Source organism: Staphylococcus sp. HMSC035D11, assembly GCF_001836075.1.
Lineage (GTDB): Bacteria > Bacillota > Bacilli > Staphylococcales > Staphylococcaceae > Staphylococcus > Staphylococcus hominis.
Genome location: NZ_KV827222.1, coordinates 9,297 through 32,127, shown reverse-complemented (window position 1 = coordinate 32,127; position 22,831 = coordinate 9,297). Strand labels below are relative to the sequence as shown.

At 32.1% G+C, this 22,831-nt stretch carries 18 protein-coding genes and 1 pseudogene; 11 read left to right on the top strand and 8 right to left on the bottom strand.

The features are described from left to right. The first annotated feature begins 218 nt into the window (after nucleotides 1-218). The 6 genes from HMPREF2647_RS01170 to HMPREF2647_RS01145 all read left to right on the top strand — a co-directional run bounded on the left by HMPREF2647_RS01170 (nucleotide 219) and on the right by HMPREF2647_RS01145 (nucleotide 5,768). Nucleotides 219-1,181, top strand: coding sequence for a phosphate/phosphite/phosphonate ABC transporter substrate-binding protein (locus HMPREF2647_RS01170; RefSeq protein ID WP_002449458.1), 963 nt, complete (start codon nucleotides 219-221; stop codon nucleotides 1,179-1,181). Between the two features lie 138 nt (nucleotides 1,182-1,319). Beyond that, the gene (phnC, locus tag HMPREF2647_RS01165) at nucleotides 1,320-2,093 is read left to right on the top strand and encodes a phosphonate ABC transporter ATP-binding protein (RefSeq protein ID WP_002449541.1); all 774 of its coding nucleotides are present in this window, start codon (nucleotides 1,320-1,322) and stop codon (nucleotides 2,091-2,093) included. Between the two features lies 1 nt (nucleotide 2,094). Further along, nucleotides 2,095-2,895 carry a phosphonate ABC transporter, permease protein PhnE gene (gene phnE / locus HMPREF2647_RS01160; protein ID WP_002449275.1) on the top strand — a complete coding sequence of 267 codons (801 nt, stop codon included), beginning with the start codon at nucleotides 2,095-2,097 and terminating at the stop codon, nucleotides 2,893-2,895. Then, entirely contained in the window at nucleotides 2,892-3,719 is an 828-nt protein-coding gene (gene phnE / locus HMPREF2647_RS01155) for a phosphonate ABC transporter, permease protein PhnE (protein ID WP_070859346.1), read from the top strand. The genes phnE (HMPREF2647_RS01160) and phnE (HMPREF2647_RS01155) overlap by 4 nt, the downstream gene beginning before the upstream one ends. Nucleotides 3,720-4,791: 1,072 nt before the next feature. Continuing rightward, nucleotides 4,792-5,274, top strand: a complete 483-nt coding sequence (locus HMPREF2647_RS01150; RefSeq protein ID WP_070549271.1) for a GNAT family N-acetyltransferase — start codon at nucleotides 4,792-4,794, stop codon at nucleotides 5,272-5,274. A 17-nt stretch (nucleotides 5,275-5,291) separates the two neighbouring features. After that, on the top strand, nucleotides 5,292-5,768 hold the full coding sequence (locus tag HMPREF2647_RS01145) for a peptide-methionine (S)-S-oxide reductase (RefSeq protein WP_002449282.1): 477 nt from the start codon (nucleotides 5,292-5,294) through the stop codon (nucleotides 5,766-5,768). A 50-nt stretch (nucleotides 5,769-5,818) separates the two neighbouring features. Here the strand turns inward: HMPREF2647_RS01145 and HMPREF2647_RS01140 are convergent, their stop codons facing one another. Next, complete coding sequence (locus HMPREF2647_RS01140) at nucleotides 5,819-6,172, bottom strand: hypothetical protein (protein ID WP_070549270.1); 354 nt, start codon at nucleotides 6,170-6,172, stop codon at nucleotides 5,819-5,821. A 137-nt stretch (nucleotides 6,173-6,309) separates the two neighbouring features. Further along, a complete protein-coding gene (locus tag HMPREF2647_RS01135; protein ID WP_002449545.1) occupies nucleotides 6,310-6,663 on the bottom strand; it encodes a DoxX family protein in 354 nt (117 codons plus the stop codon). A 212-nt stretch (nucleotides 6,664-6,875) separates the two neighbouring features. On the opposite strand from HMPREF2647_RS01135, the gene HMPREF2647_RS01130 reads away from it, so the two are divergent. Continuing rightward, on the top strand, nucleotides 6,876-8,054 hold the full coding sequence (locus HMPREF2647_RS01130; RefSeq protein ID WP_070549269.1) for an MFS transporter: 1,179 nt from the start codon (nucleotides 6,876-6,878) through the stop codon (nucleotides 8,052-8,054). 312 nt (nucleotides 8,055-8,366) lie between these two features. On the opposite strand, the gene HMPREF2647_RS01125 is transcribed toward HMPREF2647_RS01130, so the two are convergent. From HMPREF2647_RS01125 to HMPREF2647_RS01110, 5 genes and pseudogenes are all read right to left on the bottom strand, one after another. Continuing rightward, a complete protein-coding gene (locus HMPREF2647_RS01125; protein WP_002449274.1) occupies nucleotides 8,367-8,927 on the bottom strand; it encodes a TetR/AcrR family transcriptional regulator in 561 nt (186 codons plus the stop codon). A 183-nt stretch (nucleotides 8,928-9,110) separates the two neighbouring features. Beyond that, nucleotides 9,111-10,052, bottom strand: coding sequence for a glycine betaine ABC transporter substrate-binding protein (locus HMPREF2647_RS01120; protein WP_070549267.1), 942 nt, complete (start codon nucleotides 10,050-10,052; stop codon nucleotides 9,111-9,113). A gap of 385 nt (nucleotides 10,053-10,437) precedes the next feature. Then, nucleotides 10,438-12,595, bottom strand: a pseudogene (locus tag HMPREF2647_RS01115) (MMPL family transporter); the annotation flags it as partial. Nucleotides 12,596-12,836: 241 nt separating this feature from the next. Continuing rightward, nucleotides 12,837-13,004 carry a hypothetical protein gene (locus tag HMPREF2647_RS11250; RefSeq protein WP_002449294.1) on the bottom strand — a complete coding sequence of 56 codons (168 nt, stop codon included), beginning with the start codon at nucleotides 13,002-13,004 and terminating at the stop codon, nucleotides 12,837-12,839. A gap of 253 nt (nucleotides 13,005-13,257) precedes the next feature. Continuing rightward, entirely contained in the window at nucleotides 13,258-14,142 is an 885-nt protein-coding gene (locus tag HMPREF2647_RS01110) for a LysR family transcriptional regulator (RefSeq protein WP_070549265.1), read from the bottom strand. A 256-nt stretch (nucleotides 14,143-14,398) separates the two neighbouring features. Between HMPREF2647_RS01110 and HMPREF2647_RS01105 the strand changes: the two genes are divergently transcribed. From HMPREF2647_RS01105 to HMPREF2647_RS01095, 3 genes are all read left to right on the top strand, one after another. Further along, nucleotides 14,399-15,010: a metallophosphoesterase gene (locus HMPREF2647_RS01105; protein WP_070859344.1), complete on the top strand. Its 612-nt coding sequence runs from the start codon at nucleotides 14,399-14,401 to the stop codon at nucleotides 15,008-15,010. 119 nt (nucleotides 15,011-15,129) lie between these two features. Further along, nucleotides 15,130-17,379: an LPXTG cell wall anchor domain-containing protein gene (locus HMPREF2647_RS01100; protein WP_070859342.1), complete on the top strand. Its 2,250-nt coding sequence runs from the start codon at nucleotides 15,130-15,132 to the stop codon at nucleotides 17,377-17,379. 273 nt (nucleotides 17,380-17,652) lie between these two features. Beyond that, nucleotides 17,653-19,230 carry a YfcC family protein gene (locus tag HMPREF2647_RS01095; RefSeq protein ID WP_049335181.1) on the top strand — a complete coding sequence of 526 codons (1,578 nt, stop codon included), beginning with the start codon at nucleotides 17,653-17,655 and terminating at the stop codon, nucleotides 19,228-19,230. A 54-nt stretch (nucleotides 19,231-19,284) separates the two neighbouring features. On the opposite strand, the gene HMPREF2647_RS01090 is transcribed toward HMPREF2647_RS01095, so the two are convergent. Then, on the bottom strand, nucleotides 19,285-21,483 hold the full coding sequence (locus HMPREF2647_RS01090) for an amidase domain-containing protein (protein WP_070859340.1): 2,199 nt from the start codon (nucleotides 21,481-21,483) through the stop codon (nucleotides 19,285-19,287). Nucleotides 21,484-21,747: 264 nt separating this feature from the next. Between HMPREF2647_RS01090 and HMPREF2647_RS11405 the strand changes: the two genes are divergently transcribed. After that, nucleotides 21,748-22,831: YhgE/Pip domain-containing protein (locus HMPREF2647_RS11405; protein WP_256326475.1), on the top strand; the 1,084-nt coding region annotated here is incomplete at its 3' end.

Genomic DNA, 22,831 nt, shown 5'->3' with positions numbered 1-22,831 from the left:
TTATAGAAAAAGTATAATAAAAAAATAAGTTGATAATAGATTATTTAGAGAATGTTTAAATAAATTTTACAATTCTTTAACAGTGTAAAACAATTCTATAAAAAATTCACACATAATAAATATTATTTTGGTTAATATTGTGCTACTCTTAGTATTGTCAAATGAAATGCGTTGACAAATTACATGAATGTATACATAGCGAACGGGGGCAATATGTTATGAAGCAATTTAAGTACCTTTTAGTATTAGCGCTATCAGTTATTATTTTTGCAGCAGCATGTGGAAATAATAGCTCGTTAGACAATAATAAAAGTAGTAATTCGGATGGTGGATCAAGTTCAAGTAAAGATGGCTACACACCTAAAGAATTAACTGTACAATTCGTACCATCACAAAATGCAGATACACTTGAAGCAAAAGCAAAACCGCTTGAAAAATTATTATCTAAGAAATTAGGTATTCCAGTAAAAGTGTCTGTATCAACAAATTACAATACAATTGTTGAAGCAATGAAATCTAAAAAAGTAGATGTTGGTTTCTTACCACCAACTGCTTACACGTTAGCACATGATCAAAAAGCAGCTGATTTATTATTACAAGCACAACGTTATGGTGTGAATGAAGATGGTTCTAGTAATAAAAAACTTGTAAAAGATTATAAATCAGAAATCTTAGTTAAAAAAAATTCAGGTATTAATAGCTTAAAAGATTTAAAAGGTAAAAAAATCGCATTACAAGATGTAACTTCAACAGCAGGTTACACATTCCCAATTGCAACAATTAAAAAAGATACTGGTATTGACGCTACTAAAGATATGAAAATCGTAAACATGAAAGGTCATGACCAAGCTGTGATTTCATTATTAAATGGCGATGTTGACGCTGCAGCTGTATTCCAAGATGCACGTAACATTGTTAAAAAAGATCAACCCAACGTATTTAAAGATACTAAAATTCTTAAACTAACAAAACCAATTCCTAACGATACGATTTCAGTTCGTCCTGATATGAACAAAGACTTCCAAGATAAACTTAAAAAAGCATTTAAAGATATCTCTAAAACAAAAGAAGGACATAAAATTATTAGTGAAGTATACTCTCACGAAGGCTATACAGATGCTAAAGACTCAGACTTCGATATCGTAAGAAAATATGAAAAAGAAGTTCAAGATATGAAATAATTTTCACATAGATAGAACTAAATAAGTGATAAAGAGAAGAGGCTAGGGCAATTGAGTCATATAAGAAATGCATATATCATTTCTTATGATCTTGTCCCGACCTCTTTCTCTGTATTAAAAAGAAGGGTGTAAACATACATGAGTCAGATAGAGTTTAAAAATGTGAGCAAGATTTATCCTAATGGTCATGTGGGGTTAAAAGATATCAATTTAAACATTGAAAAAGGTGACTTTGCTGTTATCGTAGGTTTATCAGGTGCGGGGAAATCTACATTATTACGATCTGTTAATCGTCTACATGATATTACTTCGGGAGATATTACAATTGAAGGTAAATCGATTACGAAAGCGAAAGGTAAAGAATTATTAATGATGCGTCGTAATATAGGAATGATTTTCCAACATTTTAATTTAGTCAAACGATCTACTGTGTTGAGAAATGTATTAAGTGGTCGTGTCGGTTATCATCCAACTTGGAAAATGATATTAGGATTATTTCCAAAAGAAGACAAAATTAAAGCAATGGATGCGTTAGAACGTGTGAATATTTTGGATAAATATGACCAACGTTCAGATGAACTGTCTGGAGGTCAACAGCAACGTATTTCAATTGCACGTGCCTTAGCGCAAGAGCCAGCGATTATTTTAGCAGATGAGCCTGTTGCATCTTTAGACCCGCTCACTACTAAACAAGTTATGGATGACTTGAAAAAAATCAATGAAGAATTAGGTATTACCATTTTAATTAACCTACACTTTGTTGATTTAGCATTAGAATATGGAACACGGATTATTGGTTTACGTGCAGGAGAACTGGTTTATGATGGGCCGGCAAGTGAAGCGAATGAAGATGTATTTAACGAAATTTATGGCCGTAAACTTAATGACGATGAGAAGCTAGGGGTGGAGTAATATGGCAACACCTACTACAAGTAAATATGATCAATATTTAAATAAAAAATTCTCTTTCAAAACTAGTTTAACTCTATTTTTAGTGATTGCGCTCGTAGTGTGGAGTTTTTTATATACGGGCTTTAGCTTTAGTGACTTAATGGTAGGGATTCCACAAATCGGTTCTTTCTTTGGGCAAATGGTCCCACCAGATTGGAGTTACTTAAATACCATTACAAAACCTATGTTAGACACAATTCGCATGGCGATTGTAGGGACATTCTTAGGATCCATCGTATCAATTCCGGTTGCATTGCTCTGTGCAAGTAATATTGTAAAAACAAAGTGGATTACGATTCCATCACGTTTTATTTTAAATATTGTACGTACCATTCCTGATTTATTATTAGCTGCTGTCTTTGTTGCAGTTTTTGGTATCGGACAAATTCCAGGGGTATTGGCATTATTTATTTTAACAATATGTGTTATTGCGAAATTGTTCTATGAATCGCTTGAAACAATTGATCCAGGTCCAATGGAAGCGATGACGGCAGTAGGTGCAAATAAAACAAAATGGATTATGTTTGGAGTAGTTCCACAAACAATGTCTACATTTTTATCCTATGTATTATTTGCATTTGAGATTAATATTCGTGCCTCAGCAGTTCTTGGATTAGTAGGTGCTGGTGGTATCGGTTTATTCTACGACTCAACTTTAGGATTATTCCAATATCCAAAAACAGCGATGATTATTCTGTTCACTTTAGTCATTGTTGTCATTATTGACTATGTCAGCTCGAAAGTGAGGGAAAAACTCGCATGACACAAGAACAGCATCAGTTAGAAAAGAAATATCCAGTGAAATCAAAGGAACACAAACAAAGAATGATTAAACATTGGCTGATTGCCATTGTTGTTTTAGCTATCATTGTTTGGGGTTTTGCAGGTATGCCTGCTTTAGAATTAAAATCTAAATCAATTGAAATTCTTAAATCTATTTTTAATGGATTATTCCACCCCGATTGGGGTTACGTTTATATTCCAGCTGGAGAAGACTTACTTCGTGGTTTACTTGAAACGTTTGCCATTGCTGTTATTGGTACATTTATCGCAGCAGTGATTTGCATACCATTCGCATTTTTAGGTGCACGTAACTTAGTAAAAGTTCGACCAGTCACAGGGATTACTAAATTCATTCTTAGTGTGATTCGTGTATTCCCTGAAATTGTTATGGCGTTAATTTTTATAAAAGCAGTAGGTCCTGGTTCATTTTCAGGGGTACTTGCGTTAGGGATTCACTCAGTAGGGATGTTAGGTAAATTATTTATAGAGGATATTGAAAGTTTAGACTTCTCATCAGCAGAGGCTTTAAAAGCAAGTGGTGCGAATAAAACTAAAACACTTGTCTTTGCGGTGATTCCTCAAATTTTACCTTCATTCTTATCCCTTATTTTATATCGTTTTGAATTAAACTTACGTTCAGCATCTATTTTAGGTTTAATCGGTGCTGGTGGTATTGGTACACCACTTATCTTTGCACTTCAAACACGTTCATGGGATCGAGTAGGTATTATATTAATCGGATTAGTTATTATGGTAGCCATTGTTGACTTTATCTCGGGAGCTATTCGTAAACGTATTGTGTAATAGAAGACATAATTTGAACGTTTTTATAAACAAATAGAGCTATTGCCAGAACTTAGAAAACTGGACAATAGCTCTTTTGCTATGCATGAAAGAAATGTTGTTACAGTATTAGTAACAGATACTTAGAAAAATACAGTTAATGTTTTTTAGGAATAACGCGTCTAAAGCTAATACTTCTAAGGCTAGTATAAGAGTGAATATGCTAAAATAATTATATTTGAAGTATTAGTGTCATATGCTTTAGTAAGGGGCATTACTAAAGCATATGTAACGTTATTTAAGGATAGGGAATGATGATAACTAAGTGTAGGTTCTGTTTTTAAATAATGCGGTGGTTCATTGATGTGTGATTCGATACATAAGTCGTGTTGTCAGAGTAACGTGTTGTTTGAATAGCATTTAATTTAGTGTCGTGAGGTTGAGTCGTCGTTGTTCACTGTTTCATTAAGCTCTGTTTTTCAACATAACTATTAAAATCGTTGTCATTATTTTCTAGCATGTCTTTATTTCATCCATTTTCCTATGCAAGACCATTGAAACCGATACCTTGTCTTTAGGTAGATTTCACTGTGGCGCTGAAACATTATAAAAACCTGTGTGTTGATTCTAAAGGATGACGAGAATGTGATTAATATTATAGTTAATACCCTGATTTATGTTGTAATCATTTCTAGGTGTAATGAGTCATTTGTTTTGGTCATGATTAATTAGTATCGTTCTCTGAATCAATAAGTTGATGAGGTATATGATAATGATATTGTTAATCAATATTCTGCTAGGATGTGAGAAAAATGAATGAAGATGCTATAAGTGTTGTACCAAATACCTATTTAAAATGATGTATAGTCAAAGGTAGTTAGTTCTTAGTAATGATCATTCTATATACATAAAGATAATGATTTTATTTTTCAAAATAATCATACCTATGTACATTTATAAACTAACATATTCATAAAAAAACAACCTTAATATTCCCTATCATCTATATGACAGTTTTGTCATACACTTAAAAGTTGATAGGATAAATCGCTATTAAATAAAACTATAGGATGACATTGAAAGGGTGTAGAACATGAATTTTCGAAATGTAGTGACAGATGATTTAGAAAGTTTAATTCAATTAGAAAATGAAGGGTTTACTAAAGAAGAAGCAGCAACAACTCAAGCTTTAAAACAGCGTATTGAAATCATTCCGGATACGTTTATTGTTGCAGAAGAAAATAATCAAATTGTTGGTTATATTAATGGTCCAGTTATTTCGAATAAGTGTATTACAGATGATTTATTTGCATCAATTAGACCTAACCCCAATATGGGTGGTTATTTAAGTGTACTCGGTTTAGTTGTAGCGAAAGATTTTCAACATCAAGGCATTGCAGGCCAACTGTTAAATGATTTTGAGAGTATAGCAAGGCAACATGCACGTTTTGGAGTCACTCTCACTTGTCGCGATACTTTAGTAAGTTTTTATGAATCGCATGGATATATTAATGAAGGATTATCAGATTCTATTCATGCAAATGTAGCTTGGTATAATTTAGTAAAAGAATTATAAAAATAGGGGGTGATACATTGGAAACAGTATATCTAGCTGGAGGGTGTTTGTGGGGTGTACAAGCATTTATTAAAACATTGCCAGGCGTTATAGCTACTGAAGCAGGACGTGCGAATGGAACGACGCAGCGACTTGATGATGAATATGATGGCTATGTAGAATGCGTTAAAACAGTTTTTAATCCTGACATCACTTCAATTCATGATTTAATGCATTATTTATTTGAAATCATAGACCCATACAGTCTGAATAAGCAAGGCGTAGATAAAGGACCTAAATATCGTACAGGTGTTTATAGTGAAAATGAAAACCATCTTAAAGAAGCACAACAATTCATTCAACAACGTTCAGATAGAGATAAAATCGTTGTGGAAGTACGTCCTTTAGAAAATTATGTTAAAAGTGCAGACGAACATCAAGATAGATTAGATAAACATCCTGAAGACATCTCGTTATGTCATATCTCTAAAAGTATATTAAATAAATACAATTAAAAAGAATGGGACAGCATTCATATCGTATTCGTTGTCCCATGTGCGCTTTATTATTTCTTAGAAAATGTATCGATAAGACTAAGTGCAGCTAAACCTAATAGAGCTAAAGCATGTTGTGCGCCAACCTTACCATGACCTGCCTCAAGGCGTTTATATACTGCAACGCTTAATACACTAAACGTGACAAGTGATCCTAAGCGAGAGATATTTTTATGCAAGACACTTGTGGCAAACAAACCCGATGCAATGAACTCAATCACACCTGCTAATTTCATTGCACGTTCCGATAATTTAAAATCTTGTGTAAATAGTTGTTTAGTATAAGGGTTACCAGTAAGTTTACGTTTTGAAGCGGCATACAAATCTTTAGCGAGTTTTAAATTGGTAGCATAACGTAATATCATTATCTAAACGCTCCTTTATATTATATTTTTTAGTTAAACTAAGTATAAAAGTCACGTTAAAAAAAGTTAAATAAAAACGTTCAGCATAAATGTGTAATGCATTCACGCTGAACGTTTTTATTTATATAGTTATTGAATTAGTTTTTACCGAATGTATCAGCAAAACTTAAAGCAGCTAAGCCAAGTAAATCTAAAGCGTGTTGTGCGCCTTCTTTACCGTGACCAGCTTCAAAGTGTTTGTAAGCTGCAACGCCTAATACACCAAATGTTGCAATAGAACCTAAACGAGAAATATTTTTGTTTAAGAAACTTGCAGCAAATAATGCAGCAGCAGTAGCTTCTACTGTACCTGCTAATTTAACTGATTTTTCTGGTAAACCAAATACATTTTTAAATGTATCAATCATTTCTTGGCTACCTTGTAATTTTGGTTTTGATGAATCATATAATTCTTTTGCAAGTTTTAAATTTGCAGCATAACGTAAGATCATTAATAAGTACTCCTTTTTTAGTTAAATTATTTTATTATAAAATAAGTATAATTTTTATACTAGAAATTATATGATTATTGGTAAGTAAAGTCAATAAAAAGCGTTAGATAATTATCTTTTTATAAGAAAGTGTTAATCAGTACACTTTAGAAACTATATTGAACGTGTCATAATAATACTGTTGTGACAAAATCTATGAAAGGAGTTATATTATGGAAACATCGATGAATTATAATCGAATGACTACAATTTTCTTTATTTCGGGTATTATTGTTATGGCAAGTTTATATACTGCTTTACCCCTTACCTCGGTATTCGCAAAAGATTTTGGCATTTCAAATGCTGTTGCCTCTCTAAATGGTGTGATCTTTTCAATTACATATTCACTAAGTTGTCTATTTTATGGTACAATTTCTGAAAAATTTGGACGTATTCGTACGATTTTGTTTGGACTTATTGGACTCGTCATCATATGTTTACTTATAGGCTTCATTCATTCGTTCACACTACTTATTATTCTTCGTGCAATTCAAGGTATATGCGCGGCAGCTTTTTCACCTGTATCTATTACTTATGTCACTGAAACGTATTCCCCAGTAAAACGTGTGACTGCGATTAGTTTTATTAGTACAAGTTTTATGTTATCTGGTGTCATTGGCCAAAACTTGAGTGAAATTGTAGTACGTTATACTAATTGGCATATGGTGTATTTTATATTAACGTTACTTTACATTTTTATAGCAGTACTTATATATAAATATATTCCAGAAAGTCCAGTGAAAAATCCTCAACTCAAACTAGTAGGTTTCTTTAAAAACTTTAAAGATTTTAAAGATAATAAAATAGTCATATTATGTTATCTTATTTCTTTATCTTTACTTACAATGTTTATTAGTATGTATACAATCTTTAATCATTATATTACTTCTGATATTGTGGGTGGCTCGGAAGCAACAGCCATTAATGCTAAACTCTTTGGTATTATTGGGATGTTACTTTCATTATTAGCAGGACGTATGAGTGATCGTACAGGAGTTAAACATGTTATCGTAGGCGCATTAATTGTCAGTATAGTTTCTCTTATTTTAATGGGCTTCACTACAAATGTTATTTTATTAGTGATATGGAATGTATTATTTGTAGGAGGTATTGCGTTTGCAATTCCATCTACGATTTCAAAAGTAGGTATGGTTGTCAATCGAAATCAAGGTTTCTTCTTATCTGTTAATACCTTTATTCTGTTTTTAGGAACAGCCATTGCGCCATTATTGATGATTCTTATTCAACCATTATCTAATTTCACATTACAATTTATAATGATTGCGACCATCGGCATCATCGCTCTTATAGTCGCTTTACTTTTACCACGTAGAAAAAATGTAATACGATGACATTATGGGTATCGAAAGCATTCAAATTCAAAATGAGTTTGGATGCTCATTTTTTATAAGTTGAGTTGTCAAATTAAGCGCAACAACTTAGAATTTAAAAGTTCATAAGACACTTTCTAGGTCGATGGTCAATAGAGATGCCACTATCCCTTTCCATTTACAAAATGAATTAAACAACGCGGAGCAACCTACTTGGATAGATGTCTTCCATTTATAATTTATGTAGAAGTAGATGGACATGTGATGACAGGACAAAACCCATAATCTGCTTCTCAAGTATCAAGTAGGACGCAAAGTCAAAGCATTATTAGACTATTTACAGTTTAAAGATATATCTAAAATGTCATGCAATGTAGCAAAAATCTCATCTACACTATAATTGTAATCATTTTCTACCCAACGTCTTAAGACCTCTATCATGCCACTGCTATAAAAATCTGCAATAATTTCAGGATGATGACTGTGTTTAATTTTTAAAGCAAGTGGATCATTTTGACTTTTTACGCTATCTAACATTAATTCACGACTTACATGCGTTAGATTACGAAAGACATCCGCTTGACGAGAAGAGGTCAGTAAATGTTTAAATACTTTCTTATGTTCTCCGATAAAATAGATGAATTGTTGAAAAGATTCTTCTGTAGAAAGAAAAGGTCGAGTATCTTCATGATGAAATTGAGTTGCGATATAGTCAGGTAAAGAGAATAGAAGATCGTATTTATCTTGGAAATAACGATAAAATGTACTACGATTAATTTCTGCGTTATCACAAATTTTTTGAATTGTTATTTCGTCAAAATGATAATCATTTAATAATTTAAATACAGTTGCGTTTATATGTTTAATCATACGCTTTTGATTGGCAGTAGGCATAATCCGAAAATACTCCTATTCATTTTTTCTAGTTCGAAAGTTTGACTTATTAAAAGTAAAGTATCATAAACTTTAGAATAATTCCAAATATACATCTTTAATATGATAATAAAAAAGTGTGACGATAGAATATTTAATATTCTTCGCCACACTTAATTGTCAAATAAAGTGTCAATTTAATATTTATTTAGTGTCGATATCTTTTAACCAATCATCGACGTTGTGATCATGATTGTCTACATAATCTTTTGCTACTTGTTCAGGATTTTTACTTTTAACAAAGATGTTTTTAGCTAAACGTTCCTCATCTTTTTGATCCCAATCTTTTGCCATACGTGTTGCAATGTCATATGCCGCTGGATGTTTTTCTTTAAAATTATGATTGAATACTAAATCAATATGTTGCTTATTGTTTCCATAAATTTTGTCTGGATCTTTAAGCATTTTGACATCTAATTCTTTCGAGAACCAATTTGGTTCCATTGATGTGAAAAGAATAGGTTGTTGTTGTTGATATGCTTTTTGAATTTTTTTGAATTGTTCCTGATCGGAACTTTTATCTAGGCTATATTTACTCAAATCGTCTCTATCTAATTCATCATTCGTTTGTTGCATAACACCATTTCTGTTATCAGTACCTTGAATTGTCCAATCTACAGATTTACCAAAATCTTTATCATCTTTTAAATCTTTAATTGAATCAATGTTCTGAACATATTTAGGTACTGCTAATCCAACATTAACATGATCAATTAAATGTTTGTCATCATATAAAGTAAGTGTATCTTTAAATTTATCATAATATCTTTTATCTGTTTCTGGAAAAATACCTGAAGCATGAAATGCATCATCACTTGCAGACACTGTTGCATATAATGGTCCACTTGCTGGCACAGGTGTAGTTGTAACATCATAACCAGCTTTCTTTAATACTTCCGCAATCACAAGTGAACGTGCAGTTGAATTATCACTTGCAATATAAGGGATTTCAATCGTTTTGTCTCCTAATTCGGTTTTACTTTGTGTAGAGGAGTTGGATTGACTATTCCCACAGGCACTTAAAACTATGGCTAGTGTGAGTGTGGCTAATAGTGCTAAAAATTTTGATACGCGTGATTTAAGCATCAATATCTTTCGCCTCCCTGATCATCTTTTCTATTGTCTGTATGACTCGTTTGATATTTATCGTAAACATGTTGATTATGTTCGCGGGCATAAAGCATCAATGCTTTAAATAATACATCCTGCTCCGTATTATTATCAGTTAAATCTTTGTATAGGTGTGTGGTTTTATCAAAATAAGTTGTAGTGTCATGCTGTTCTTGTCGCTTAGAATGAACCGTTTCAGGTGTACCTTCTTCGGTATATAAAGCTTCGTAATCAACATCATCATATGCATTATAATTATTAGAATGGGTAGCATAGCTGCGATTTTGATGTTGATAAGATACATCTTGTGTATCAACGAATTCTCTATAACGAGGGGCCTCTGAATGTTTGTAATTAGAAGTAGAAGATTCATGATGTTCTTCTAATGCTTTACCTTCAACATCAATTTTAGGTAATATAACACCTAACCATTTCGGTAAGTACCAAGATGCATTACCGAATAATTTAGTTAAAGCAGGAATTAATGTCATTCTGACAATAAAAGCATCAAATAATACACCAAATGCAAGAGAAAGACCCATTGATTTAATTGCAGTATCATCTTGGAAGATAAAGGCAATAAACACACTGAACATAATTAATGCAGCGGCAACGATAACTGGACCACTTTCTTTAATACCTACGCGAATAGAGTGATCATTATCTCCAGTTTTGCTGTATTCTTCATGAACACGTGTCATTAAGAATAATTCATAGTCAATGGCTAATCCGAATAATAAACCGATTGTAATAACAGGTAAAAAGGCAAGTAATGGACCTGTATTGTCTACACCAAATAGACCACTCATCACACCATCTTGCATGACTAAGGTTGTAAATCCAAGGGTTGCCATTAATGATAAGACAAATCCAAGTACTGCTTTTAATGGTACAAGGATAGATCTAAATACAATCATAAGTAAAATAAATGCTAGTATAACGATAACGCTAGCGAATACTGGGATAGCATCATTCAGTTTTTCTGACATATCGATATTAATGACGCTTTGACCAGAAATCTCAGTGTCATAATGATATTTATCTTCGGCATCTTTGTGATAATCTCTCAATTCATATACAAGATCTGTGGTAGATTTAGCGTTTGGACCTTCATTTGGAATAATCGTAAAGATAGCATAGTGATTATTACCATTCAATTGTGCTTTAGATACTGTATCTACATTATCTAAATCTTCTATATCTCTACGCATATTACTTAAATCATTTTCAATTGATGTTTTACTTCCACCATCTTTAGTATTCACTAACATTACAATTTGTCCGTTATAGCCTTCACCAAAATTATCTGAAATCAGTTGATACGCTTTATGCTCAGAAGAATCGTTTGGTTTAAGACTGTCATCAGGAATACCAAGACGCATGCCTGTGATTGGAATGATAGCTAGAATAAGAATCACTAAACTAATAATCGTTGCAAGCACAGGTTTACCTACAACGAATTTAGCCCATGGATGATGTTTAGGGTCTTTATTTTTAGTAGGCTTATTTTTAATTTTAATACTTTTATGGAAAATACTAATTAATGCAGGAAGTAATGTTAAGGCTGCTAAAACAGCGAATAACACACTAATAGCTGAAGCAAATCCCATAATTGCTAAGAAATCAATGCCTACTAGTGATAAACCACACACTGCCATCATTACTGTAATACCAGCAAAGATAACAGCACTACCTGCAGTACCTACTGCTTTACCAATTGCTTCTACCGTGGCAGTACCTGATTTTTTAATTTCTTTATATCTAAATAGAATAAATAAAGAATAGTCAATACCTACCGCTAAGCCAATCATTACAGCTAGTGTTAATGTGAAGTTTGGAATGTCAAACATAAATGTAAGTAATGAAATCATACCGACACTTGTTACTAAACCAAGAATCGCACTAATAATTGGCATACCTGCTGCAATAAGAGAGCCAAATGTGATAAGTAAAATAATGAAAGCAACTACGATACCTACTATTTCAGAAACACCACCAGGTTCAGAGCCCATTGACATACCAGTTGTTTTTTCAATTTGAATGTTGTGATTATCTTTAATATCTTGAAGTGCTTTATTTACTATCTTTTTAGATGAATCTTGCATACTTGTTTGAGGGACAACATAGCTGATATTAGCAATAGCTGTATCGCCTTCACTATTGACCTGTCCCGACTCATATGGATTAGAAATGTTTTGTATATAATCATCATCTTGTTTAATATTATCTAAGGCATCCTCTATGTCTTTTTTCGTTGTTTTATCTTTCAATCCATCCTCTTTATTTGAATGAAAGACAATCTTCATGGACGCTTTTTCACTGTCTTGATGAAATTCTTTACTGATTTTATCATTCGTATCAATGGATTTTAATCCATTCATTTTGATATCACTATCAAATTTTGGTGAAGTAACTAATAGAGGCGCAATCACTACACCAAGTACGACTAACCATATAATAATACTTAGCCATTTATGCTTAGCGATAAATGTACCAAGTTTATATAATAGATTTGCCAATATAATACCTCCTTTTATTGTTAAAATAGCGTTATTAGACAATGTACGTTAATAGAACGTATTTTATAATTTAACAAGAGTTTGATTATATGTGTACCATTAAAAAATTTAAGATGTTGGAAAATGCAACATTTTATTAAAATTGTTGTTTTTTTATAGAAGAAGTGAGGAGGAGCATAAAAAAGAGAAGGATAACATTCATTTAAAATTCGTTATCCTTCTCTTTATGATATGTATAAATTTAAGCTACGAAATATCCGATAAGACAAATTGCACCAATGAGTACAAATAAAACGCCAGGTAAATATATTTTTTCTCTAAGATCAATATCTTGTCTATATGCGACGAAGCTACTAATAGAGATGAGTATGATACCAACTACTAGTAAAATAATAGAAAGTATAAGCATCAACTCAGCCTCCTTCATATCAAAATTGATGAAAACGGTGTTCTCTTAATTTTATTATATTAGGAACAGACAAATTTTTATAGCGATTTATTAATATAATGTAAAAATGTTATCATTTTTATAGTTATTTATTAATAAAATTTATAATAAATTTACATTTAATAAAATAATTAAAAGGAGTAGAAAATGAATTCTACAAGAATTGTTTTCTACTCCTTTGGTTATATAAATGATCTTTTCATCTCATTGACGTCTAAATACTTTCATTTTTTAAAGAATAGATTAATGTCATAAAGTTTTGAATAAGAGCAGTGAGATGATGATCTGCCCGGTAAACGATAGAGATATAACTTGAAGGTGGGCCTTCTTTTAATGACTTGCCAATAATATTAGGATGATGGAATAAGGTGCTTTGACTTACAAGACTCAGATAATTAGAATCTTTAATAATGGTTAATATACTACTAATACTATTTGATTCCATATGAACATTTAAATCAATAAAATTGTTTTTTCGCCAATCATCAATACTTTCTCGTGTTGAACCACTACTATGAATAATGAAACGATACGCATTTAAATCTTCTAATGAAATATCTGTTTTTGAAGCCAAAGGATGTCTTTTATCCATTGCGATAACAAGTGGATTTTCTTGAAGACGTTTCACTTTCAATTCTTTTTCATTGAATCCTTTTTCTGAAATAACGCCGATATCAATCTCTCTATCTTTTATTTTCTTTAGTATCATAGGAGCAGTATCTACAATTAAATTCATATCAATATTTGGATAATCATGCATATATTTTTTTAAAGTGCTAGGAAGAATACTATAAATAGGTGCATGACTTGCTCCAACGCGTAAAGTCCCACGTTTGGATTGTTTGAATTCTTCAATCATATGTGTTGTTTCATCAATTAAATTTAGCATTTTATTAGAATTACGATAAAGTAAGTCTCCAGCATCTGTTAAATTGAAACATTTCCCTTTTTTAAAATATAAGGGTATTCCAAGTTCGTTATTTAAATTTTTTAGATGAAATGTTACAGTTGGTTGCGTTATCCCCAGTTTTTCAGCAACAGCATTTTCATTCTGCAATTCAACAAAATTTTTAAAAATCATCATTTGTTTTGTATTCATAAATTAATTCCCCAAAATATATAAATTTTTTCTATTCTATTGTTTATATTAAAGAAAGAATTTTGAGGTTACGTTAATAAATTGTTTAAAGTTAGTTAATGTTGATACATTATAATGGAATATACAGTATTATCAGTAGAGGATTGAATAAAAATTTTGTTACGCTCTCATGTATTAAATTAAAAATTGAGGGTAATAACAATGTTGCTTAACAAATCTTACAACATAAAGCATTTACATTTAAGGAGAGATTTACATGTCAGAAAGACTACTTGTGATTTCTGATATTCATGGACATCGAAAAGCCCTTGCCATACTTTTAAAACGAGCAAAATATAATCCAAAAAAAGATCAGCTCGTACTTATGGGGGATTATGTCAATAATGGACCGGATTCATTTGGAACATTAAAATTAGTTAAAAGGTTAAAACGACGTGGTGCGCTTGCTTTAGCAGGTAATCATGAAATGCGCTGGTTAAATAGTAAAGATAAAAAGATTAAGCGTTGGCATCCGTTCTTACGTGAATTATCTGCTGTTGAAGTGATTGGTAATTATATTTTTGCACATGCAGGAATAGATACCAATAAACCTTTGAATAAGCAGATTAAAGAATATACTACTGGACATTATTCACATTCGCTTAATCGTCAGATTCCTAAAAATAAATATTTAGTTCATGGTCATGTACCGAATAATCGCTATGGATTAAAGAAAGACGAGATTTATAAAAATAAAAATGAATTATCTATAGATACAGGCGCAGGACACAATAAGTTTTTATCGCTGATTGATTTAACAGGTCAATATCAGTATTCAGTAGAGGTAACGAATATTCGAAAAATGAATATAAAACGCTTAAAAATATAATAGTTAATGATGTTTAATCTTTGATTAAAACGAATAAATAAAAATATAATAAGACATTCAAGTTTTATGTAAAATGTTATATAATGAAATGGAATATCACTAAAAAAAGGGTGGCATTAATGAATAAAAATACGCAAAACAAAAATCGTAAAATGTCGAAGCTAAGTTCGTATTTAAAAGTGTCATGTTCAGCTTTAATATTAAGTAGTTCACTTGTAGGTTACGGGTTTACTAAAGATGCATTTGCAGCAACACAAGATGCAGAAACAGCAACTTCTGAAACTACAACACATGTTCAAAAAGATTTACAAGATGCAATGAATAAAGCGAAAAAAGACATTAAGCAACTAAAACATTTAAGTGCAGTTGAGTTAAAAAGTTATAAAGAAGATATTGAAAGTGCTAAAAATCAGAATGAAATTAAAGATATAATCAAAGAAGCGAAAAAAGAAAATAAAGTAACAGCACAAGAAAACACAACTGACGTTTCAAACAAGGATAATAGCACTGAATCATCTAGCACTCAAGATGCTTCAACAGAAGAAGAAGAAAAGTCTACAACAAGTAACGACACTTCTGCTGATAATACATCTAATATATCAAATGAATTAGATAACATCGTATCAGATCTAGATACTTTATCTAATAAAGTTGATAGCGGTCAACAAAAAGATGCAACAACATCAAATGAATCCTCGTCTTCTGAATCAAATACTTCTGAAAACACAACTGATGAAGTAACGAAAGAGGAACCTACTACGGAAGAATCACCAAAAGAAGTGCCAACAACAGAGAAACCTTCAAACCAAACAACCTCTTCTAAATCAGAAACGTCTATTGTTGATAAATTAGATAGTATTAAAAATGATATTGATAGTGCTAAAAAAGACATCGAAAGTTCAAAAGAAAACGATTCAAATCAATTACCAAGTGATGAAAATAGTACAGAAGAGGAGACAACTGAATCATCTAGCATTCAAGATGCGCCAACAACAGAAAATACAACACATTCTAATTCAAACCATCATATATTAGATGGATTAGCTAAATTAAACGATACTCATAAAGATCAAGACTTAGATACAGATGCACGACATCACCAATTCGATAAAGTGAATCACCAATTATCTGAAACTGAAAAAATTAATCAAGCTATTGCTAAAATTGAAAATAGTAAAGATGATGCCAGTCATTTATATATCAATCGTAAATTAGATCAATTATCTGATTTACGTGATAAAATTCAAAATCAAGCTGATTTAGCGAAAAAAGATAAACAAGCTATTGATAATGACATTGAAACTGTACGTAAAAATATAGAGAATAACCGTGATATTATTCTTAATCGTTTGCAACAAGCGTCTGACAAACAACATGCAGCTGAAGATATATTAAACAGTGTGTTTAGTAAAAATGAAGCGCAACACATCTTGAAAAATATTAAAACAAAAGGGCAGTCTGACAAACAAATTGCAGATCAGATTATGAAACAAATTGATGGATTAACTTCAACAACAAGTGATGACATTTTAAAATCTATGTTAGAACAAGCTACTAATAAAGAGGATTTATTAAAAACAATTTTATCTACACGTTTAGGCCAAAATGAAGCGGCTACTATTGCGAAACGATTAGCCAATGACCATTTAACAAATTCACAAATTGTTGATCGCTTAAAACAAGCATTTAATCAACATGGGCTTGTGTCTAGTGATGATATTTTAAATGATATTTTAGATAAAACGTCTAATCGTAAACAAGCCATTGAAACAATGTTAGCAACAAAATTAAACCAAGCAAAAGCGAACGCTTTAGCTGATATTATTTCAAGAGTACAATCTGATAAAGCGAATGCTTTGGATTTAGTGAAAAGTACAATTAACGGTAAAGCCAATGACTTATTACAACTTCAAAATAGCTTAGGTCAAGCCAAAAATAGATTAAACTATATTCTTGATCCAATTGTAAATCGACCATCATTATTAGATCGTATTACGGGTAACACAAGTGGTTCCAATCTCGGTTCCAATCTATTAGGTAATGGATTAGATTTACTAGGTGGTTTAACTGGAAGTCATTTATTAGGCAATCTTCCTTCAGGTAGTAGTTTGCTTGATGGATTAACAAATGGAAACAGCTTACTTGACGGTATAAGTGATATTCCTAATCCAACACAAGGCTTATCATTAGGTCATTTAGGCGATGATGGTTTACTTAGCGGTTTATTTAATAGTGATGGAAATTTATCATTACCTGCAACAGGTGAAGCTATTAAGAAAAACTGGATTCCGATTGCAGCAGTGATTGCTATTGCAGGCGGTGCGCTTGTATGGTTCAGTCGTCGTAAACATCATCAATCTAATAACTAAACCAAAAATAATTATGAGTAAATAATTAATGCCATTGAACATTAATTATTTACTCTATTTTTATATATTGAGTTGTTGCACTAAAATGGACAACTCAACATATGTAAAAGATGTATCCAAAGTATGAATAGTAATCAATTTACTTTACATCATCATTGAATGTCATATGCATTAGACATAAACTTAAAGTGTGAAAAAACAATTTTAAAATGACTCAATTGTAATTATGACGTAGTACATATTGAAGTGATTAAGATTAAAGGGGTGGGGAGCATGGAACACGGTGAAGGTGTATCTCATACAGTATCTGATAACAAAGAGAAAAAACGGTTTCGATTAAAAATGCCTGGTGCATTTACAATATTATTTATTTTAACCATTATTGCAGTGTTAGCAACTTGGATTGTGCCAGCAGGTGCGTATTCTAAGCTTTCTTATAATGCAGGAGCGCATGAATTTAAGATTGTCGATGCACATCATAAAACAACGACAGTCCCAGGGACACAAAATCAACTTGATAAATTAGGTGTCAAAATTGATGTGAACCAATTTAAATCAGGTGCTATCAATAAACCGATATCGATTCCTGGAACTTACGAGCGCTTGAAACAAAAGCCAGCGGGTCCCGATCAAATTACGACAAGTATGGTAAATGGAACGATTGAAGCTGTCGATGTCATGGTATTTATTCTTGTGCTTGGTGGTTTAATAGGCGTCGTACAAACGAGTGGTGCTTTTGAATCGGGATTATTAGCATTAACTAAAAAAACTAAAGGACATGAATTTTTACTGGTCTTTATGGTATCTATCTTAATGATTTTAGGTGGAACGTTATGTGGCATTGAAGAAGAAGCGGTCGCTTTCTATCCAGTGTTGGTACCTATCTTTATAGCGATGGGCTATGACTCTATTATATGTGTAGGGTCTATTTTCCTGGCGAGTTCTATTGGGAGTACGTTTTCAACCGTTAACCCTTTTTCAGTAGTCATCGCCTCTAATGCCGCAGGAACAACCTTTGTAGATGGATTGTATTGGCGTATTGCTGGACTTATTGTAGCAACCATCTTTACGATAGGATATTTATATTGGTATGCAAAACGCATTAAAAAAAATCCGAAACGATCATACACTTATGATGATAAAGTGAAGTTTGAACGACAATGGTCAGTGATTAAGAATAATAGTGAAGACAGTATCTTTACCTTACGTGAAAAAATTATTTTAATACTCTTTATCTTGCCCTTCCCAATTATGGTTTGGGGCGTCATGACTCAGGGATGGTGGTTCCCGATTATGGCGTCTATGTTTTTAGCCTTTACCATTGTGATTATGCTTATTGTCGCATTAGGTAAGAATGGCTTAGGTGAGAAAAAAGTGGTCGATGCATTTGTTAATGGTGCATCAAGCTTAGTAGGCGTATCATTAATCATTGGTCTTGCACGTGGTATTAATAGGATTATGAATGATGGGCTGATTTCAGATACAGTGTTAAATTTTTCATCATCACTCGTAAAACATGCGAATGGCCCACTGTTTATTCTTGTATTATTGATTATCTTTTTCTTCCTAGGATTTATTATTCCTTCATCATCAGGATTGGCTGTACTTGCCATGCCAATATTTGCACCACTTGCTGATACAGTAGGTATTCCTCGATTTGTGATTGTTACAGCGTATCAATTTGGACAATATGCGATGCTATTTTTAGCACCAACAGGATTGATTATGGCTACATTACAAATGTTGGATATGAAATATTCACATTGGTTTAAATTTGTATGGCCAATTGTCGTTTTTGTATTTATCTTTGGCGGTGGCTTATTAGTTGCCCAAGTATTAGTATATTCATAATAAAAAAGCCATTGAGTTTCAAATTTTTGAAACTCAATGGCTTTTGTTGTGCATTTATTTAGGTTGAATATAGTGTAAAGATGAGGCAGTATCCGCATCAATTTGACGATAGGATACAATACCCAATCCTTTTACATTTGATTCTGAAATAATGATTGAGCCATCATCATTGACTTTTTCAACAAAAGCAACGTGACCATATAATGCACTTGCTCCAGATTGACCTGCTTCAAATACAACTGCTGTATGATTTTTAGGTGTTGTGCTTACACTATAACCTGCGTCTTCAGCACTATTATCCCAGTTATGTGCATCGCCCCATTGACCGCCTACATGTTTATCAAATTGTTGAACACGTTCGTACACATACCAAGTACATTGACCATATGGATATGGTGAAGAAACATCTGAAATTGAAAATGGCTTAAATGCACTTCCTGAAACATCTGTGCCATTACTTCCTGTTGATTTTGAATATTTATCTAAATCAGGCATATGTTTCTTATCAAAATCAGTTAAATTATAATGTTCAATTAAGCTATTTAATTTCGTTGCATAGTTTGGATCAGTCGCATATGTTTGGCTTAAATGACGTGTTGCTGAACGATAAGTTGGAGCAACATTTTTCCAAGATGATTTATAAATTGTAGGATTACCGTCAATACCATGTTTAATTAAATGAGCATAATCTTTTAGTGACGCTTTAAGATTTGGATATTTACGGAAACCAGCATTAATACTAAATATATGATTATCGCTACTAGCTTCAAGTGTATTAAAGTTAACTGAAGCGCCTTTATAACTACCTTTCATGCCGAATAAATTGTAGTTTGGTGCTTGTGCAAGTGAACTATTACCTGAACTTGATTCTAAAATGGCTTGCGCAATCATTACAGAAGCATAAATATCATTATCTTGACCAATTTTATGCGCATCTTTAGCAATAGATGTAATAAATTCACGTGTTGCTTTATTTTCTACCACTGCCATGTTTCCATTAGTAACATTATTCCCATCTAATCTTGGTACATCTTGGAATAAACTTATAGCACGTGTATTACTTTGTTTAAAATCATTTTCAAATGATTGTGGTGCTTCTTGTTTATGTTTTAGTTGTTTCTCCGTTGGTAATTGTGGATTGTTTTTATTTGTGTCTAGTTGGTCTTGAGTTGTTGATGTATCTTTTTTTGAATCTTCATTTTGTGATGCTTGAGATGTGCTGTCTTTTTTAGATGATGTATAGTCTTTATGAGTTTGTTGTGCTTTATCACTATATTTATCAAGAAGCGCATCTAGTACATCCTCTGATTGTTGACGATCTTTGTTAGATGTTGCTTGCTCTTCCTGAGCGGTTTGAGATGTTGTGTTGTTTGTTGTTTGCTGTGATGTTGATTGATTGCTACTTTCAGATGTCGATGACTCATTAGTATTAGAATCATTTAAATCGGAAGCTAATTGATTCAATGAATCTAAAGCTTTGCTTACGCTAGAATCATCAGTTGAATGATTGTTATTACTGTTACTATATCTAAATGATGACTCAGACGGTTGATCTGATTGATTATTTTCTGTTAGTACATCAGATTGATTTGATGATGTGGTATGACTATTTGACTTGTCAGATGAGTCTTGAGGTGATGCATCGATTGTTGTGTGTTGATGTGATGATTCAGTACTATCTTCATCTGAAGAAGTTGTATTCGTTGCATTTTTGTCATCATTAGTATTAGATGAAGATGAATCACTTTCAACATGTTCATATTTAGAAATATCATCATCAAAATGGAATAAAGATGAAATCAAACTTGTTAAACTAAAGCCATTTTCAAAGTGACTAGGATCTAAAAAATTTGATGAGAATGAATGATTTGAATCATTCATGTTAAATACAGATAAGGGTGTATGATACGTATCTTCATCTTTAGTATTAGATGAACGATTATTTTTCGAATGTGTTGATGATGGTTTAGAATGAGAAGAGGCATCTTCATTTGAAACTGTGTCTGATTGACTTTCTTTTGACTGAGAGTCTGGCTTTTTATTATCAGAGCTATCAGAAGTTGAATCTTCTGAAGATGGAGTTTCATTGCTTTCAGTACGTGTTGTTTCTGATGTAGAAGTTGAATCCTCATTATTTGATTCAGATGTTTTAGTTTCTTTTGTATTCTCTTCAGCTTGAGCAACACTAGATGTAAATGTTGGTAAAACCAGAGTTGTAGTTAGCAAATATATCATAAATTTTTGCTTCGACATCAATAAACGCTCCTTAATTTTGTATAATATATTTTATAAATCCGTCTTAAGTCAGACGATTTCTATCGTATTTTAACGTAGCATTAGTTTTGTCGCTAAAATTATTTTCTGCTATAATGCATGAGTACCATTTTAATTGTTGACGTATATCAACTAATTATGGCATTCGTGATAAAAGTATTATACTAATTCTACGATATAAAAAACAATGTTTTAAATCATATTGATATAAATTCTTAATATTTCATTTTTAGGAGAGTGAAAATGAAGAACGCGTTTAAACTATTTTTGACAGACTTAAAGCGTGTCGCTAAAACACCTGCTGCTTGGGTAATTCTAGGCGGTTTGGCAATTTTACCTTCATTTTACGCATGGTTTAATTTATGGGCAATGTGGGATCCATATAGTAATACAGGTCATATTAAAGTGGCAGTTGTAAACGAAGACCAAGGCGATAAAATTCGAGGTAAGAAAATTAATGTAGGTAATACGCTCGAAGACACATTGAAGAACAATGATAAATTTGATTGGCAATTTGTCAGTCGGGAGAAAGCAGATCATGAAATACGAATGGGTAAATATTATGCAGGAATTTATATACCTAAGAAATTTACACATCAAATTACGGGAACACTTCGTAAACATCCGGAAAAAGCAGATATTACATATAAAGTGAACCAAAAAATTAATGCTGTCGCCCCTAAAATGACTGATACCGGTTCGACAATTATTGTTGATGAAGCCAATAAACAATTTAATACTACTGTAACGAAAGCATTATTGAAAGCAGCAAATAAAGTAGGTCTTCAAATTGAAGACGAAGTACCAACTATCGATAAAATTAAAAATGCAGTCTATACTGCCCATCAATCTTTACCTAAATTGAATAAAATTGCAGATAGAATTGTTTATCTTAATGATCATCAAGATCAGCTTGATCAATATGCGAATCAATTCCGTGATTTAGATACCTATAAAGATGATATTTTAAATGCTCAACAAAAATTAAATGATGTCAATGCAGCGATTCCTTCTTTAAATCAAAAAGCAAAACTCATTCTCGCATTGAATGAATATATGCCTAACATTCAGAAATTAGTGAATGTAGCAGCAGATGATATTCCTCAGACATTCCCTAAAATTAATAGAGGGGTAGAGATTGCGAGTCAAGGATTAGACTTAGCGAATCAACAACTTAATGATGCGCAAGGTTATTTAGGTATGGCTAAGCAACGTGTTGGGGATTATCAAGAGGCAACTAGGCGAGCACAAGCAGTTAATGGTAATGTGAATAATAATTTACGACAACAAAGTGCGACAACTAATGACAACGGTATGCCTCAATATA

Bases quoted from the DNA above. Each gene is read 5' to 3' on its own strand.
- HMPREF2647_RS01170 (WP_002449458.1), top strand. From the start codon at position 219: ATGAAGCAATTTAAGTACCTTTTAGTATTAGCGCTATCAGTTATTATT.
- phnC (WP_002449541.1), top strand. From the start codon at position 1,320: ATGAGTCAGATAGAGTTTAAAAATGTGAGCAAGATTTATCCTAATGGT.
- phnE (WP_002449275.1), top strand. From the start codon at position 2,095: ATGGCAACACCTACTACAAGTAAATATGATCAATATTTAAATAAAAAA.
- phnE (WP_070859346.1), top strand. From the start codon at position 2,892: ATGACACAAGAACAGCATCAGTTAGAAAAGAAATATCCAGTGAAATCA.
- HMPREF2647_RS01150 (WP_070549271.1), top strand. From the start codon at position 4,792: ATGAATTTTCGAAATGTAGTGACAGATGATTTAGAAAGTTTAATTCAA.
- HMPREF2647_RS01140 (WP_070549270.1), bottom strand. From the start codon at position 6,172: ATGATATTACGTTATGCTACCAATTTAAAACTCGCTAAAGATTTGTAT.
- HMPREF2647_RS01135 (WP_002449545.1), bottom strand. From the start codon at position 6,663: ATGATCTTACGTTATGCTGCAAATTTAAAACTTGCAAAAGAATTATAT.
- HMPREF2647_RS01130 (WP_070549269.1), top strand. From the start codon at position 6,876: ATGGAAACATCGATGAATTATAATCGAATGACTACAATTTTCTTTATT.
- HMPREF2647_RS01125 (WP_002449274.1), bottom strand. From the start codon at position 8,927: ATGCCTACTGCCAATCAAAAGCGTATGATTAAACATATAAACGCAACT.
- HMPREF2647_RS01120 (WP_070549267.1), bottom strand. From the start codon at position 10,052: ATGCTTAAATCACGCGTATCAAAATTTTTAGCACTATTAGCCACACTC.
- HMPREF2647_RS11250 (WP_002449294.1), bottom strand. From the start codon at position 13,004: ATGCTTATACTTTCTATTATTTTACTAGTAGTTGGTATCATACTCATC.
- HMPREF2647_RS01110 (WP_070549265.1), bottom strand. From the start codon at position 14,142: ATGAATACAAAACAAATGATGATTTTTAAAAATTTTGTTGAATTGCAG.
- HMPREF2647_RS01105 (WP_070859344.1), top strand. From the start codon at position 14,399: ATGTCAGAAAGACTACTTGTGATTTCTGATATTCATGGACATCGAAAA.
- HMPREF2647_RS01100 (WP_070859342.1), top strand. From the start codon at position 15,130: ATGAATAAAAATACGCAAAACAAAAATCGTAAAATGTCGAAGCTAAGT.
- HMPREF2647_RS01095 (WP_049335181.1), top strand. From the start codon at position 17,653: ATGGAACACGGTGAAGGTGTATCTCATACAGTATCTGATAACAAAGAG.
- HMPREF2647_RS01090 (WP_070859340.1), bottom strand. From the start codon at position 21,483: ATGTCGAAGCAAAAATTTATGATATATTTGCTAACTACAACTCTGGTT.